The sequence below is a fragment of the Maribacter sp. LLG6340-A2 genome (assembly GCF_045057105.1).
Lineage (GTDB): Bacteria > Bacteroidota > Bacteroidia > Flavobacteriales > Flavobacteriaceae > Maribacter.
Genome location: NZ_CP159332.1, coordinates 3,543,166 through 3,560,339 on the forward strand (window position 1 = coordinate 3,543,166; position 17,174 = coordinate 3,560,339).

The following is a 17,174-nucleotide window of genomic DNA, read 5'->3' on the forward strand; positions in this document are numbered from 1 at the left end:
AAAGTGAAAATATAGCTAAATTTGAAGGATTATATGAAAGCATCTTTTAAAAAGTACATTCTCAATTTTAAAAACCCTAGCGGAACCTCTAGAGGTATTTTGCGAACAAAAGAAACTTGGTTTCTAATTTTAGAGGAAAATGGAAATTGGGGAATTGGCGAGTGCGGATTATTTAGAGGACTTAGTTTTGATGATGTACCTGAATACGAAGAAAAATGTACTTGGGTTAAAGAAAACATTCATTTAGGAGAAACTGAGTTATTGAAGCATTTGCAAGATTTCCCTAGTATTCAATTTGGGGTAGAGCAGGCTTTTTTATCGCTTCGGTCAAATAATCCCTTTCAACTTTTCAGCTCTAAATTCTTAAAAGCCCAAAAACCAATTTCAATTAACGGTTTGGTTTGGATGGGCGATAAAGATTTTATGCATCAGCAAATAGAGCAAAAGTTAAAAGATGGTTTTTCATGCATAAAAATGAAAATTGGTGCTATAGATTTTGATGCGGAAATTGCGTTGCTTAAATCTATAAGAAAACGTTATTCCAGAGAAGAAATTGAACTGCGGGTAGATGCCAATGGTGCTTTTTCTCCAAAAGAAGCGTTGTCTAAATTGGAGAATTTAGCCCAACTTGATTTGCATTCCATAGAACAACCTATAAAGCAGGGGCAATGGAAAGAGATGCAAAAGCTTTGTAAAGCTACACCGTTGCCAATTGCGCTAGACGAGGAATTAATCGGTGTTGTAGATGTAACAAAGAAACAAGAGTTGCTACAAACTATACAACCGCAATACATCATTTTGAAACCAAGTTTAGTAGGTGGTTTTTACGGCAGTAAGGAGTGGATTGAAATTGCCGAAAAGAATCATATAGGGTGGTGGGTTACCAGTGCATTGGAAAGCAATATTGGCTTGAACGCTATAGCGCAATGGACAGCGACTTTAAATAATAAAATGCCACAAGGCCTGGGAACCGGAGCTTTGTTTACAAATAATATTGATAGCCCTTTAGAGGTGAAAAACGGAGGCTTATTTTATAACACCTCTAAAGAATGGAATTCAAATTTAATGGATAGATTATGTATATAGAACAGGCGTATAAAGGTTTAAGTGAAGGTTGGCGTTATATTTTAGGGATTTTAGGAGTGTTGTTTGTTTGGCAAACCATTGCGGCTGTACCTTTGGTTGCTGCCTTAGCACTAAAAGACGGCGGTATGTCTGCCATGATGAGTGGTGATATTGGTGCAATGTCAGATGTTCTGGGTTCAAATACATTCTTGTTTTTAATGTTGTTGTCTTTTGCAATAGCGCTGCTATCCGTTTTTATATTTGTCAAGTTTGTTCATAAGCAATCATTGGCATCACTTACTACATCACGAAAAAAAGTTGATTATAAACGAATCTGGTTTGCTTTTTTTCTATGGTCGGCTATATCCATTAGTTTTATTTTTCTGGATATTTGGCTTTCTCCAGAAGATTATGAGTTTAATTTTAATCTTGTACCTTTCTTAACACTGGCTATAGTTGCTATTTGTATGATTCCCCTTCAAACTAGTATGGAAGAATACTATATGCGCGGCTATATGATGCAAGGTTTGGGTGTCATGACAAAAAATAGGTGGTTTCCGTTAGTGTTCACTTCTTTATTATTTGGTTTACTTCATATTATGAATCCTGAAGTAGAAAAATTAGGCTATGGAATTTTGATATTTTACATAGGAACCGGCTTTTTCTTGGGTATTATAACTTTAATGGACGAAGGTTTGGAATTGGCCCTTGGGTTCCATGCGGCCAATAATTTAACAACGGCTTTATTGGTGACGGCAGATTGGACCGCGTTTCAGACAGATTCTTTATATCGTGATGTTTCCGACCCCGTACTAGGGTGGGATATTCTTGTTCCGGTATTGGTGGTATTCCCTATTTTACTGGTGTTGTTTTCAAAAAAATATGAATGGTCTAATTGGAAGGAAAAACTTACGGGCAAAGTGTTATCCAAAGAGGAGTTTTTAGCATTAGAAAAAGAAGAAATTGTTCAACATTAAGATACACCCAGATTTTTCTATACATGGTCGTCTATATAACAAAAGCGACTTAGTAGAACTTAGCTATAGTTTTATCAAGGAAGGTGAAGAATTTGAAAAACATATAGGTGAATTTTTACTGGATTGGATTGATGATTCACAAACGTTATTCGTAAAAACTTCTGGTTCAACGGGTCGGCCAAAAACTATTTCATTAAAGAAAGAGCACATGACTAATAGTGCTCTGGCAACAGGTAGCTCTTTTAATTTAACTCCTAAATCTTCTGTCTTATTGTGCCTGCCGGCTACCTATATTGCGGGTAAAATGATGTTGGTAAGAGCCATAGTGTTAGGTTTAGATATATATTTTGTGCCTCCAACTTCGAATCCGTTAGAAGGTGTCTCTAGATCTTTTGGTTTTGGAGCAATGGTGCCTATGCAAGTTGCACACTCGTTGCCTAAATTACATCTAATTAAAAAATTGATAATAGGGGGTGCACCTATTTCTATTACGTTGAGAAAAGAGTTGCTTTCTGTTTCCAATGCTAGTTTTGAAACCTATGGCATGACGGAAACTATAACCCACATCGCTGTAAAGCCTTTAAACCTTGGTGCTGAAAATGACCTTCCTTTTTCTACCTTGCCAGATATTGAAATCTCAAAAGATGATAGAGGTTGTTTGGTAATTAACGCACCAAAAATTACAGATGAAATTGTTAGAACCAATGACGTTATTGAACTGGTGTCAGATAGGGAGTTTAAATGGCTAGGGAGAATTGATAATGTTATAAATTCAGGCGGAGTGAAATTACACCCAGAACGTATAGAAAACGTAATTTCAAAGTATATGAATACTCCTTTCTTTGTAACGGGACTTCCAGATGAGGAACTAGGTCAAAAAATAGTATTGGTCGCCGAAAATACGAGTAAACAAAAAATTCAGAAAATAATAGATTCCATTACCGATTTTAAGAAATTTGAGAAGCCGAAAGCTATTTTGGTTTGTAAAGAGTTTCAACGCACTGAAAGTGGAAAAGTGCAGCGACAAAAAACTATGAGTTTCTTCCTGTAGTTATAACTTACCTAGCTCAAAGCCACACTTCACTCATTTTTCATTTTTTTTGCATTTCTTTCTTGATAGGTTTATTGCACAAACTTTAAACCAATTATTATGAAAAATGCAATTTTCCTATTCTTCTTACTCAAAAGTGTTTTACTGTTATCGCAGGAAGTTAAAATTAATGGTACCGTTTCCGATAATACAGGCAATCCTCTGCCAGGTGTTAGTGTAATTGAAAAAGGTACCACCAATGGTACACAAACAGATTTTGAGGGGCAATATGTTTTAACGGTGCGGCAAGGGGCCAAATTGGAATATAAATATGTTGGTTACAAAACTCATGAAGTTAAAATAAAAGATAAGTTGATTATTAATGTGTCTCTTGAAGAAGATTATGAAATGTTACAAGAGGTTGTCGTTACAGGGTATGGTATTCAAAGAAAATCTCAAATAACGGGTGCTGTTACCAATATAAATAGACAATCTTACAATACTGACATCAGTAGCCTTTTACAGGGTAAGGTAAGCGGTGTTAATATTAGAGGAATAAGTTCTGTACAACTTAAAAAAACTAGAGGTGCAGTAAAAAGCCCTTTGTACCTTGTTGATGGAGCTCCTGTAGAAAAGCAATACAACCATGCTGTACAGCCGCCTTTCGAAATAAAAAAAGGAAATTATCCTGTAAAGAACGATGAAAATTATGCCAGCATCTATGAAAATCAGTTCCATAATGTTGGTGTCAATCCGTTGTCTACTTTTTCAATTGATGTGGATAAAGCCGCTTATAGTAACATTAGAAGATTCATAAATAGGGGGCAACAGATTCCAATTGATGCGGTCAAGATTGAAGAAATGATTAATTATTTTGATTATGATTATCCACAACCTAAAAATGAGCATCCCTTTTCCGTAAATACGGAAGTTGCGCAAACTCCTTGGAATAAGGATACCAAATTGGTTCGTATTGGTCTACAAGGAAAGGAGTATTTAAATGAAGATTTACCAGCATCTAACCTTACTTTTCTTATTGATGTTTCTGGGTCTATGTCAGCAGACAATAAATTACCACTGTTAAAATCAGCATTTAAATTATTGGTAAATCAATTAAGAGCTAAGGATAGAATTTCTATTGTCGTTTATGCTGGCGCGGCTGGTGTAGTATTAGAGCCAACATCGGGTAGTGATAAAGCAAAAATTATAAATGCCTTAAATAACTTAGAAGCAGGTGGGTCAACAGCAGGAGGTGAGGGTATTGAGCTAGCGTATCAATTAGCAGAAAAGCATTTTAAGAAAAATGGAAGTAATAGAGTAATACTGGCAACTGATGGCGATTTTAATGTTGGTTTGTCCAGTGATAATGACATGGAAAATTTGATTGTGAAAAAGAGAGAGTCTGGTGTTTTTCTTTCCGTTTTGGGATTTGGTATAGGTAATTACAAAGATTCTAAATTAGAAACATTGGCAGATAAAGGAAATGGAAATCATGCTTATATCGATACCATGCAAGAAGCTCAGAAAGTATTAGGTAAGGAATTTGGCGGTACGTTGTTTACTATAGCAAAAGATGTGAAACTTCAAGTAGAGTTTAATCCTAATAAAGTAAAATCGTATCGATTACTAGGATATGAAAATAGATTATTAGCTGATGAAGATTTTATAGATGATACCAAAGACGCAGGTGAATTAGGTAGTGGGCATAAGGTAACTGCCTTATATGAAATAATAGAAGTAGGGGTAAAAACAGTATATGATAAAGATATACCTAAATTGAAATATGCTAGCAATACTAATGAAAATACGTTTTCAGATGAGTTGTTTACAGTGAAAATTAGATACAAAAAACCTGATGGTAAAAAGAGTTTAGAATTGGTTCATGTTCAGAATGTAGATACTCAAGAAATGTCTGAAGATTTTCAGTTTTCTGCGGCTGTTGCATTATTTGGTCAACAATTACGAAAGTCTAAATTTACTAATAAAACAACCTATAATGATGTAATTGTATTGGCAGAGAAGGGAAGGGGAAAAGATGTAAATGGATATAGAGCAGAGTTTATTAGGTTGGTTAAAAGTGCTAATGACAATTTGGTAGCGAACGGCTATTAATTATGTTTAAATAATAAAACAAATTGATATTCAAGGGATAGTTTATTTCTAACAAGTGAAATTTTGTATTTTCAAGGCTTATACCAAGCAACACTCATGAAAAAACTATTCCTTTTAACATTTCTAATTTTTATTAGTAAAAGTAATGCCCAACAAATCCTAAACGAAAAAGAAAGAGCCATAGTTATAGATGAAATTCTAGAGGACCGTTTTAACAACTTACTACCAAAACTTATGGATGCTTCGGGTTTAGATATGTGGGTAGTCATTTCTAGGGAATACAATGAAGATCCTGTAATGAAGACTATGCTTCCGGCTACGTGGTTGAATGCCCGTAGAAGAACTATCCTATTGTTTTATAGAGACAAGGCAAAGAATACGATAGAGAAGTTGGCTGTTGCCCGCTATAACGTCGGTAAGAATATTGTTTCTGCTTGGGATAAGGAGAAAGAACCTAATCAATGGGCACGGTTAATGCAATTGATTTCAGAAAGAAATCCGAAGAAAATCGGACTCAATTTTTCAAAAGACCACAATATTGCTGATGGTTTGGATAAAACCGACTATGATGAATTTATGGCTAATCTGCCTAAAAAGTTCACTTCAAAAGTTACTTCGGCAGAGCAACTTGCTGTTCGCTGGATTGAGACTAGAACAGAACGTGAAATGGTTATTTACAATCAATTGGTAAATATTACACATGATATCATAGCCGAAGCATTCTCAGAGAAAGTAATAACTCCGGGAATTACCACAACTTCTGATGTGGTTTGGTGGATGAGACAAAAAGTTACCAATTTAGGGTTGGAGACTTGGTTTCACCCAACTATAGATGTACAAAGAACCCAAAAAGAGGGGGCAAACGAATTTTACTCTTTTGCCGATAAACCAGAAGATATGGTAATACTACCGGGTGACTTGGTACATTGCGATTTTGGAATTACATATCTGCGTTTAAATACAGATTGTCAAGAATTGGCCTATGTATTAAAACCAGAAGAAACATCAGCGCCTGACTTCTTGGTGAACGGATTAAAAGATGGAAATAAAGTCCAAGATTTTTTGACCACCAATATGATAAAAGGAAGAACTGGAAATGAAATCTTGGCCAAGTCATTGAGCCAGGCAAAGAAAGCAGGGTTAAAACCTTCCATTTACACACACCCTTTAGGTAGTTACGGTCATTCAGCGGGCACAACAATTGGTATGTGGGATTCTCAAGAAGGTGTCATGAAAGATGATGGAGAGAACTATCCGTTAAATCCAAACACTGTTTATGCTATTGAATTGAATACTACCATTAACATTCCTGAGTGGAATAGGGATATCCGCATTATGCTTGAAGAAGCTGGTTTCTATGGGGAAGATGGTTTTAGGTACGTAAATGGTAGACAGACAGAACTTTTATTGATACCTAGGGTAAAGGGGCATCAGGGTAATTAAATCATATTCCAGTGTTGGAATCCATTTGTAGGAAAAATTGTAATATATTTATGGTAAACACTATTTATGCAATCTTTTTTTGTTTTTTTAATACTTGTAAGTACAATTACTCTTCAAGCACAGAACAATTCAAATGAAATAAAAGGAATAGTTACCTCTTATGGCGCTCCTTTACCTAATGCCAATATTTCAATTAAAGGCACGTCTTCCGGTATACAAACAGATGTTAATGGGAAATATCAAATAGAGGCAAATCCCCGGGACATACTTGTCTTTAGTTATGTTGGTATGAAACCTGTTGAAATTATAGTGGAAGATGTGACCAGAACTTTAAATATTCAGCTTTTTGCAGAGGTTCAAGAATTGGATGAAGTGACTATTTCTAAGAGAAAAAAAATTACCCAAGAGGATTTAGCAACTGATTATTACACGGATGGTTCTATTATAAATACGGATTTTGGGTATTTAAACCCGAAATTGGTCGGATATGAATTACGAATAATCGATGGCAAAAATCTTAATACAAAAGCTATTGATATTCTAGATGCCATCGTAGAAGAGTTGCCGGGAATAACAGTGCGCAGTAGAGAAGGAGTACGTTATCTTTTTACCTCAAGCGTAGGGTCCTTGAGAGGTGGAATACCGGTGGCATATGAACTTGATGGACATATTAGGAAACCCGAAAATGCTCCAGTTCAGTTAGATATTAATAAGGTGGTCAGAATTGGAATTATTCCAAAAGATCAAGCTGCTCGTCGTTATGGTGGTATAGCTGCTGGCGGTATGGTCGTAATTAATACCTTTGATATCGATCATTCCTCCGGTCAAAAGGAAAATCGTCCATTTGACCAGATTAGATTAAAAAATAATATATATTCCAAGGATGCAATTGATGAAACAAACGTTGTAAAGAATAGTCCTACTTATTTTAAAAAGCTTTTGAATAGTAAAAATGCCAATGAAGCCTATCAGGTTTACGAGAATTATGTCGGTAATTTTAATACTAACTATTCTTTCCTGATAGATACCTATCGCTGTTTATCGGAGAAGTTCAAGAATGAACGGCTGTCCGACAAAATCCTGACGGAGCATTCAAAATCGTTCAAGGAAGATCCAGTGGCCATGAAAGCTCTGGCATATGTCCATCAAAATAACAGTAAGTTTAAAAGTGCCAATAGACTATATAAGGAACTCTTTGTAATGCGCCCGGACTATATTCAGTCCTACTTAGATTTGGCCAACAGTTATATTGAAGTAGAAGAATATGAAAGGTCCTTACAAATCTATACAAGGCTCAATTATCTGTTGGACCAGGGATATTTTTCGGCTGCCGATTCTTTAAAGGTAATAACCGTATTAGCCCGTGACCTGAACAACCTGGTCACCTTGCATGGCAATACCATGCTGTCCAAAGACAGAAAGGAGAAGGAAAATACTGTTGAAGAGGATTTCACGGGTACGCGTTTGGTTTTTGAGTGGAACGATTCAGAAGCGGAGTTCGAACTGCAGTTCGTAAATCCCGAGGGTCGTTATTTTAAAATGGAACGGTCGCTATTTGCGGTCGGTAATCAAATTCAGGAGCAAAATCTAATGGGGTATGCAACGGAAGAATTTCTTATCGATGATACTAATATGAACGGAACTTGGCAGGTAAATATGAAATATCTAGGAAACAAGAAGCTTAAACCCAGCTATCTCAAAGCGGTGGTTTATTACAATTATGGTACCATTGCGCAGTATAAAGAGACCAAGGTGTTCAAAATGCAATTGAAGAACGTTAACCAAGAGCTTTTTAAAATCGACAATAACGACAAACGAATTTCCTTAAAATAACCTAAATCTTATGTCGTTTTCATTTTTTTAAATATTTAATTACAAATACCGCACATGAAATATTTTTTGCTTCTTTTTTTATTGGTAAGCTGTTTATCGCTTAAAAGTCAGAATAACCAAAACAAAATAAAAGGAATAGTTACCTCTTATGGCGCTCCTTTACCTAATGCCAATATTTCTTTAAAAGGTTCATCTTCAGGTATACAAACAGATAGTAATGGTAAATACGCAATTATTGCTAGTCCCCGGGATATTTTGGTCTTTAGTTATATGGGCATGAAAACGGTAGAGATTATTGTGGAGGATGTGACCAAGATATTAAATATAGAGCTGTTACCCGTTGTTCAGGAATTGGATGAGGTAACCGTAGAGCAGAAAAAATTAAAAGGCCAAGAATCCATGGCCATTGAATACGCTACCAAAAAAAGTATCATACGTACAGCATATGGTTTTATAGATGCGGAAAATGCAGGGTATCAAATGAATTTTGTCGATGGTGCCAGTATTAATACTAGTGCTGTTTACCTAGCCGATGCCTTAATTGGTGTGCTGCCCGGTTTAAGACGTGGAGAAGGTAATACCGTGCTATTAAGGGGCGGAGGTTCGTTGGAAAACCCTAGGCCACCAATATTTGAGATAGATGGGGTAATATTTACGGAGACTCCAGATTTTTTGGATTTGAGCAGTATAGATAGAATTGCGATTATCCCAGGTTTAAAAGGTTCAATAAAATATGGGAATATTGCCAGTGGAGGGGTAATCATTATCAATACAAAAGGGAGGTTCTTAAAGCGGGAAGAAGGTTCTGATAAACCTTATGACCAGGCCAAATTAAGGAACAATAAGTATAATGAGTCCATGGCAACCAGTTCCTTAAAACGGTCAGATCCAATTTATATTACCAAAATGGCTGAAGCTTTTAATGGTAACTCTGGCTTGAAGGTTTATAGGGAGCAGGAGAAAATGTATGGTAGTTCACCATACTTTTACTTAGCTACTTTAAAACATTTTGAAAATAACCCAAATAGTAAACAACTTACCAGCCAGATAGAAACTAATTTTTTACAAAAATTTGAAAAAGACCCTAATGCACTTAAGGGACTGGCTTACTTATACGAAAATCAACAAAGGGTAGATGAGGCACTGTCCATTTATAAGAAAATTTTTGTTCAAAGACCTAGATATGCACAGTCTTATAGAGATCTAGCAAATATGTATGTGGTAAATAAACAATACCAAAAAGGTTTGGGTATTTATGCCAGGTACAAAAATTTCAGAAAATTAGATACTATAGCACCAATTGAGGATGGTATTGATGCTATCATGGAAACTGAGACTATTAATTTAATGGCACTGCATTCTGAACAACTATCTATTTCTGATTCAGATAGAATAGATGGCGATGTAGGGGGTATACGTATCCTTTTTGAATGGAATAATAGTGAGGCAGAGTTTGATTTACAATTCGTTAATCCCCAGGCACGTTTTTTTGTTTGGAGCCATAGTTTGGAAAACGAACCTGATCGAATCTATGATGAAAAGGTTAAAGGGTATTCTTGTAAACAATTTTTAATTGATGAAACACAAGAAGGGGTGTGGAAAATCAATTTAAAATATTTTGGGAACAAAGGCTACGATCCTACATTTCTAAAAACTACGGTTTATTATGATTATGGTAGGCCAACGCAAAAAGAAACCGTACAAATTACTGAAATGTCAGAAAAAAACATCAATAGGGCCCTTCTTTCCATTGTAGCCAGAAATAAGTTTGGTAAATAATGTTATTAATATTTACAAGTTTAGGGTATTTCTTTATTAATTTGGATTAAACCTGCAAAACCCCCATATTAAAAGGCTTCTCGATAGGCGAGTGGTCGGCTGCTTCTATGCCCATTGAAATCCACTTACGGGTGTCTTTTGGGTCTATGATAGCATCGGTCCATAATCTCGATGCTGCATAGTATGGTGAGACTTGATTGTCATACCTTTTCTTTATTTTTTCGTAAAGTTCGGTTTCTTTTTCTTCGGTGATGGTTTCCCCTTTCTTTTTTAAAGATGCTTTTTCAATCTGTAGCAATACTTTCGCGGCAGAATTTCCGCTCATTACCGCAAGTTCTGCACTTGGCCAAGCAACAATTAATCTTGGGTCGTAGGCTTTACCGCACATAGCATAGTTTCCTGCTCCGTAGCTATTTCCGATTACAATGGTGAATTTTGGGACGACGGAGTTACTAACCGCATTGACCATTTTTGCGCCATCTTTTATAATACCACCATGCTCGCTTTTGCTACCAACCATAAAACCGGTAACATCTTGTAAAAATACTAATGGTATTTTCTTTTGGTTACAGTTTGCTATAAATCGGGTGGCCTTATCCGCAGAATCGGAATAGATGACACCGCCAAATTGCATTTCGCCTTTTTTGGTTTTTACTACTTTTCTTTGGTTGGCAACAATACCAACTGCCCATCCGTCTATACGCGCGTATCCGGTTAAAATAGTTTGTCCGTAGCCGGCCTTATATTCTTCAAATTCAGAATCATCTACCAATCGTTTTATGATTTCCATCATATCGTATTGCTCAGCTCTTGAGCTTGGTAGAATTCCGTAAATGTCATCAGGGTTTTCTTTGGGCTTCACACTTTTCTTACGGTTGTATCCCGCTTTAGGGAAATCACCGATTTTATCCATAATATTCTTTATGGTATCTAAAGCCGCTGCATCATCTTTTGCTTTATAATCCGTTACTCCGCTAATTTCGCAATGTGTTGTAGCTCCGCCCAACGTTTCATTATCTATACTTTCACCTATCGCCGCCTTTACCAAATAGCTACCTGCCAAGAAAATACTGGCAGTTTTGTCTACTATCAAAGCTTCGTCGCTCATAATAGGCAAATAAGCCCCCCCCGCAACACAACTGCCCATAACGGCAGATATTTGGGTAATGCCCATACTGCTCATTACCGCATTGTTTCTAAATATACGACCAAAGTGTTCTTTATCAGGGAAAATCTCATCTTGTAGCGGTAAATACACACCGGCGCTATCTACTAAGTAAATTATAGGAAGTCTGTTTTCAATGGCTATTTCTTGTGCCCTTAAATTCTTTTTAGCGGTAATGGGAAACCATGCACCCGCTTTAACTGTAGCATCATTGGCAACCACAATACATTGCTTGCCTTTTACATAGCCAATTTTAATAACAACACCGCCAGAAGGGCATCCGCCGTGTTCTTTATACATGCCATCACCTACAAAGGCACCCACTTCTATTTGTTCGGTTTTTGGATCAAAAAGATAATCAATACGTTCTCTGGCGGTCATTTTACCTTGATCGTGCTGTTTGGCTATTTTGGCTTTTCCTCCACCTAAATAAACCTCGTTCAACTTTCTTCTAAGGTCAGATAATAACAACTTATTCCTATCTTGGTTTTGATTGAATTTTAAATCCATTCTGTATATTTATTTTCTTCGGATAAAGATAAGAAGTTAATTTTGGTGTACATGCAACAAAAATAAAAAGTATGATAAAGTGGGGTATTGTAGGGGCAGGTAACATTGCCCATAGTTTTTCTAAAGATTTGGCATTGGTTGAAGGCGGTACATTGGTTTCAGTAGCATCAAGGAGCTTGGAAAAGGCACAGGCATTTGCCAATGAATATGGTGCGCCCAATGCGTATGGGAGTTATGAGGAACTTTTTAAAAGTAATACCGTAGATGTTCTCTATATAGCAACGCCGCACACCTCTCATGCGGAACTGAGTATAGCTGCAATGAAATACGGAATTAATGTACTTTGTGAAAAACCTATTGGTGTAAACAAAGGGCAGGTGAAGGAAATGTTTCAGGTAGCAAGAACGCAGAATGTATTTTTAATGGAAGCGCTGTGGAGCAGGTTTAACCCTACCATTAAAAAGGTAAAGGAGTTGGTTGATAATGGCACTATTGGCGATATTGGATATCTTCATGCCGACTTTGCATTTTATGCATTGGACAGGGATGAAAATGGTAGACTTTTGAATCCGTCACTTGCGGGTGGTTCACTTTTGGATATTGGTATTTATCCCATTTTTCTTTCCTATTTGTTATTGGGTATGCCCAAAGACATTAAGGCTTCTGCACACTTTTACAAAACCGGGGTTGAAATGCAGGTAAGTATGATTTTCGATTATGAAAGCAGCCAGGCACTATTGTATAGTGGGTTAAATTCCAATTCAGAGATGAAGGCTCAAATTGCGGGTAGTAAAGGTTCTATATTTATTCATCCAAGATGGCATGAAACTACAGGGTATACTTTGGAAATAGATGGCGATTCTACGGTGAACGAGGTGGGTAAGCTAGGAAAAGGCTATACGCATGAAATAGAAGAGGTTCATTCTTGTTTACAAGCGGGTAAAAAGGAAAGTAGTTTATGGAGCCATCAAAATAGTTTGGATTTAATTGAGATTATGGATATTGTTCGTAATAAGACTGATATTGTTTTTCCCTTTGAATAATAGCAAGGTTAAAATTGGACAGATGTTTTAAAATTCACGATATTTGAAGTTCGCTTATTTTTTAAATCAAAAGAACATGAACAAGAACACAGTGCTCGCTTGGGCCACTTTTATTATGATATTTGTAGGCTTGGCCTTGATTGCATTAGGCGCTTTTCGTTATGATGATGTTGCAGGCTGGGGGTTTGCATCCGTAGGTATAGGATTCTTTGCCATTGCATGGGTTTTTAATGCACTTAAGGGTAGGGTCTAGTAACTTTTGGTTCAGCTAAATTGGTCTAGAAACCAATAGGGTTATAATTAATTTACTTAACACATATTTTTATGTCAGATGATAAGAAGGTAATCTTCTCCATGTCAGGAGTAACGAAAACCTATAAAAATGCAAATACACCAGTTCTTAAGAATATTTACCTAAGCTTCTTTTATGGTGCCAAAATTGGAATTTTAGGTTTAAACGGTTCCGGTAAATCTACCCTTTTGAAAATCATTGCAGGGGTAGATAAAAATTTTCAAGGTGATGTGGTATTCTCTCCTGGTTACAATGTTGGTTATTTGGAACAGGAACCGGAATTGGATGAGAACAAAACAGTGCTTGAAATTGTAAAAGAAGGGGTTGCGGAAACTGTTGCCATCCTTGATGAATACAATAAAATCAACGATATGTTTGGTCTTCCCGAAGTTTATGAAGATGCGGACAAAATGCAGAAGTTGATGGACAAGCAAGCTGCATTACAAGATAAAATTGATGCGGCCAATGCGTGGGAACTGGATACTAAGTTAGAAATAGCAATGGATGCTTTGCGTACTCCGGATCCAGATAAGAAAATAGCAGTGCTTTCCGGTGGGGAAAGAAGAAGGGTCGCCTTATGTAGATTATTACTTCAAGAACCGGAAATTTTATTATTAGATGAGCCAACCAACCACTTAGATGCAGAATCTGTACATTGGTTAGAGCATCATTTGGCACAATATAAAGGAACGGTAATTGCCGTTACGCACGATAGATATTTCTTGGATAATGTTGCCGGTTGGATTTTAGAATTGGATAGAGGAGAGGGTATTCCTTGGAAAGGTAATTATTCTTCTTGGCTAGATCAAAAATCCAAACGTTTGGCCCAAGAAAGCAAAACAGCTTCCAAAAGACAGAAAACATTGGAACGAGAGCTGGAGTGGGTTCGTCAAGGTGCAAAAGGCAGACAGACTAAACAGAAAGCACGTTTAAAGAATTATGACAAGTTAATGAGTCAAGATCAAAAACAACTTGATGAAAAACTTGAAATCTATATCCCTAACGGACCACGTTTAGGAACCAATGTTATTGAAGCCAAAGGAGTAAGTAAGGCGTATGATGATAAATTGCTTTACGAAGACTTGAACTTTAAATTACCCCAAGCAGGTATAGTTGGTATTATTGGTCCTAACGGTGCCGGTAAGACCACCATTTTTAGAATGATCATGGGTGAAGAAACTCCTGATAAGGGTGAGTTTATTACAGGTGAAACCGCAAAGATTGCTTATGTAGACCAAAGCCATTCCAATATTGACCCAGAGAAAACCATTTGGCAGAATTTCAGTGATGAACAGGAATTGGTGATGATGGGCGGCAAGCAGGTAAATTCTCGTGCTTATTTAAGTAGATTTAATTTTTCCGGTAGTGAGCAGAATAAAAAAGTTAGTATGTTGTCCGGTGGTGAACGTAACCGTTTGCATTTGGCCATGACCTTGAAAGAAGAAGGAAACGTTCTTCTTTTAGATGAGCCTACCAATGATTTGGATGTAAATACATTGCGAGCTTTGGAAGAAGGTCTGGAGAATTTTGCAGGTTGTGCAGTAGTGATTTCTCACGATAGATGGTTCTTGGATCGTATATGTACACATATCTTAGCTTTTGAAGGCGATTCACAGGTTTATTTCTTTGAAGGTTCTTTCTCTGATTATGAAGAGAATAAAAAGAAACGTTTGGGCGGAGACCTTATGCCGAAACGAATTAAGTATAAAAAGTTGATTAGATAATTATAATTTAGTCATAATAAAAAAGCCCGCAATTGCGGGCTTTTTTAATTTCAGCTAACAGCTAACAGCTAACAGCTAACAGCTAACAGCTAACAGCTAACAGCTAACAGCTAACAGCTAACAGCTAACAGCTAACAGCTAACAGCTAACAGCTAACAGCTAACAGCTAACAGCTAACAGCTAACAGCTAACATTAATATTCCTCATTTGGGTACCAATCTAATTGAACGACTTCTATGTTTTGATTGGCTGCATTTACAAGATTTTTGAATTTTTCCACATCGCTTACATCTGGTTTTCCTCTATAATGATAAGGATACACTTGTTTTGGTTTGAAATCCAATACTGCGGCTGCAGCACTTTCTTCGGTCATGGTATAAGGTAGATTCATGCAAATAAATGCCTTGTCTATATCTTTTAAGGCTCGCATTTCTGGGATGTCTTCGGTATCACCGGAAAAATATATTCGTTGATTGTTAATGGTCAGTATATAGCCGTTACCACGTCCTTTAACGTGAAAGTTCTTGGCCTCTTCCCTTAAATTATACATAGGTATAGCTTCAATAGTAATTCCACTAAGTTCTTTGTTAGTGCCATTTGCCATAATAATTAATTGGTCCGAAAATTTTTCAGGTAGTTCATCGGCAACAGCTTGTGGTACTACAATACTTGCATTTGAGGTGTCCAGTTCGTTCAATGTCTCAATATTCAAATGATCGCCGTGAATATCCGTAATCAAAATTACATCTGGCTTTGTTTGATTTTCAAAGGCCTTTGCGCCTCCAGTAGGGTCAATATAGATGACCATATCATTTGCTTCAATTACAGCTGTTGCATGTTCAATAGGAATAATCTTTATTTCCTTTTCCATTGTCTTGTTAGCATCGGAAAACTCTTGGTTTACGGTTTCGGAAATAGTATTGACTTTTTTCTTGTCATCCTTACAACTTACCATGATGAACGCCGCAGCTGCTATCATTGAAAATAATTTTATAGTATTCATTTTTTTATTTTTTAATTGTTTGTGATTTTTCTTTGTTTAAGATACATTTTGCTCATATAGACCTTCTTTAAGATGGCAAAATTTTCAACATCTTTTAATGGTTATAGCTTTAATGTTGACACTATAGCTATTTATTTGTTAAATTAGCTCTAAGATAGACGATTCATTAGGGTTAGGGGATTTTATTCCAAACTAATTTAATCATGAAAAAGTCTAAATATTAAAACCGCTCGTATATAACCTTAACAAACAGACACTTTATTAAATTTACAATTATGACCGAAACAAAAAATAACAATGGTTTAAAAGTTTTGACCGCCCTTTTAGGAGTTGTGCTTTTAGGAACTATCATTTACACAGTTAGTCTTTATCAAGATAAGAAAAAGACAGAAGTTGTTCTTTCAAAAGAAAAAGAATTAGTAGTAGAAGATTTAAACAGCTTAAAATCTGAGTACGATAAAGCTATTTTGGAGAGTAATGCAACTAATGAGGAATTGGTAAGTGCTAGGGACAATATTGCAAAATATATTGACTCTGTAAAAACAATGAAGGCAGATATTAGTTCTTTGTCAAGATATAGAAGACAAGTTAGTGTCTTAAAAGCCGAAAGAGAGCAATTATTAAAACAAGTTGATTCGTTGACACGTTCAAATACTGCAATTGCCATGCAACGTGATAGTACGTATGTTGAATTGGAAAAGCAAACGGTATTCAATGATTCTTTAGTGGTACAAAATACAAACTTGGCTCAAGTAGTTGAAAAAGGTTCTGCTTTGAATTTGTCAAAGATAAATGTAGATGCGGTAAAGGAACGTAACAGTGGTAAATTGGTATCTACGCAGCGAGCAAGAGCTACGGACAAATTTAAAATATGTTTTACGATTGCCGACAACGTTATTGCCCAAGCTGGTGATAGAGAGTTTTTCATTGAAGCCTTAGATCCTCAAGGAAACGTTTTAGGAGGAAGTAATTCTAAGACGAATGATAATGGAGCTTCTATTACTTATACCAAGTCAACAAGTTTCTATTATGAAAATAAATCTTTAGATATTTGTGATTATATCAATAAGCCTGCAGGGGACTTTAAAGATGGAAAATATATGGTGAATGTTTATGATGATCAATTAAAGTTATTAGGTACGTCACAATTCACATTGAAATAGAAAGTATAAACTTTTACAAATTAAAAAAGGCGACC

At 36.2% G+C, this 17,174-nt stretch carries 13 protein-coding genes; 11 read left to right on the forward strand and 2 right to left on the reverse strand.

What is annotated here, in order from left to right:
• Nucleotides 1-33: 33 nt before the first annotated feature.
• The 7 genes from ABVM52_RS14925 (at nucleotide 34) to ABVM52_RS14955 (ending at nucleotide 10,239) form a co-directional block, all read left to right on the forward strand.
• The gene (locus ABVM52_RS14925) at nucleotides 34-1,086 is read left to right on the forward strand and encodes an o-succinylbenzoate synthase (protein WP_405381873.1); all 1,053 of its coding nucleotides are present in this window, start codon (nucleotides 34-36) and stop codon (nucleotides 1,084-1,086) included.
• On the forward strand, nucleotides 1,077-2,042 hold the full coding sequence (locus ABVM52_RS14930) for a CPBP family intramembrane glutamic endopeptidase (RefSeq protein ID WP_405381874.1): 966 nt from the start codon (nucleotides 1,077-1,079) through the stop codon (nucleotides 2,040-2,042). Before ABVM52_RS14925 ends, ABVM52_RS14930 begins: the two co-directional genes overlap by 10 nt.
• Nucleotides 2,029-3,093 carry an AMP-binding protein gene (locus ABVM52_RS14935; RefSeq protein ID WP_405381875.1) on the forward strand — a complete coding sequence of 355 codons (1,065 nt, stop codon included), beginning with the start codon at nucleotides 2,029-2,031 and terminating at the stop codon, nucleotides 3,091-3,093. Before ABVM52_RS14930 ends, ABVM52_RS14935 begins: the two co-directional genes overlap by 14 nt.
• A gap of 99 nt (nucleotides 3,094-3,192) precedes the next feature.
• On the forward strand, nucleotides 3,193-5,184 hold the full coding sequence (locus ABVM52_RS14940; RefSeq protein WP_405381876.1) for a von Willebrand factor type A domain-containing protein: 1,992 nt from the start codon (nucleotides 3,193-3,195) through the stop codon (nucleotides 5,182-5,184).
• Nucleotides 5,185-5,280: 96 nt separating this feature from the next.
• Nucleotides 5,281-6,627 carry a M24 family metallopeptidase gene (locus ABVM52_RS14945; RefSeq protein ID WP_405381877.1) on the forward strand — a complete coding sequence of 449 codons (1,347 nt, stop codon included), beginning with the start codon at nucleotides 5,281-5,283 and terminating at the stop codon, nucleotides 6,625-6,627.
• Between the two features lie 66 nt (nucleotides 6,628-6,693).
• Entirely contained in the window at nucleotides 6,694-8,460 is a 1,767-nt protein-coding gene (locus tag ABVM52_RS14950; protein ID WP_405381878.1) for a carboxypeptidase-like regulatory domain-containing protein, read from the forward strand.
• Between the two features lie 54 nt (nucleotides 8,461-8,514).
• Nucleotides 8,515-10,239, forward strand: coding sequence for a carboxypeptidase-like regulatory domain-containing protein (locus ABVM52_RS14955; protein ID WP_405381879.1), 1,725 nt, complete (start codon nucleotides 8,515-8,517; stop codon nucleotides 10,237-10,239).
• 46 nt (nucleotides 10,240-10,285) lie between these two features.
• On the opposite strand, the gene ABVM52_RS14960 is transcribed toward ABVM52_RS14955, so the two are convergent.
• Nucleotides 10,286-11,914 carry an acyl-CoA carboxylase subunit beta gene (locus ABVM52_RS14960; protein ID WP_405381880.1) on the reverse strand — a complete coding sequence of 543 codons (1,629 nt, stop codon included), beginning with the start codon at nucleotides 11,912-11,914 and terminating at the stop codon, nucleotides 10,286-10,288.
• Nucleotides 11,915-11,985: 71 nt separating this feature from the next.
• Here ABVM52_RS14960 and ABVM52_RS14965 point away from each other — a divergent pair, with 71 nt between their 5' ends.
• From ABVM52_RS14965 to ettA, 3 genes are all read left to right on the forward strand, one after another.
• A complete protein-coding gene (locus ABVM52_RS14965) occupies nucleotides 11,986-12,957 on the forward strand; it encodes a Gfo/Idh/MocA family protein (protein ID WP_405381881.1) in 972 nt (323 codons plus the stop codon).
• A gap of 76 nt (nucleotides 12,958-13,033) precedes the next feature.
• Nucleotides 13,034-13,210, forward strand: a complete 177-nt coding sequence (locus tag ABVM52_RS14970; protein ID WP_089261541.1) for a CAL67264 family membrane protein — start codon at nucleotides 13,034-13,036, stop codon at nucleotides 13,208-13,210.
• Nucleotides 13,211-13,281: 71 nt separating this feature from the next.
• Complete coding sequence (gene ettA / locus ABVM52_RS14975) at nucleotides 13,282-14,973, forward strand: energy-dependent translational throttle protein EttA (protein WP_405381882.1); 1,692 nt, start codon at nucleotides 13,282-13,284, stop codon at nucleotides 14,971-14,973.
• A gap of 193 nt (nucleotides 14,974-15,166) precedes the next feature.
• On the opposite strand, the gene ABVM52_RS14980 is transcribed toward ettA, so the two are convergent.
• A complete protein-coding gene (locus ABVM52_RS14980) occupies nucleotides 15,167-15,976 on the reverse strand; it encodes an MBL fold metallo-hydrolase (protein WP_405381883.1) in 810 nt (269 codons plus the stop codon).
• A gap of 275 nt (nucleotides 15,977-16,251) precedes the next feature.
• Between ABVM52_RS14980 and ABVM52_RS14985 the strand changes: the two genes are divergently transcribed.
• The gene (locus ABVM52_RS14985) at nucleotides 16,252-17,139 is read left to right on the forward strand and encodes a hypothetical protein (protein WP_405381884.1); all 888 of its coding nucleotides are present in this window, start codon (nucleotides 16,252-16,254) and stop codon (nucleotides 17,137-17,139) included.
• Nucleotides 17,140-17,174: the final 35 nt, after the last annotated feature.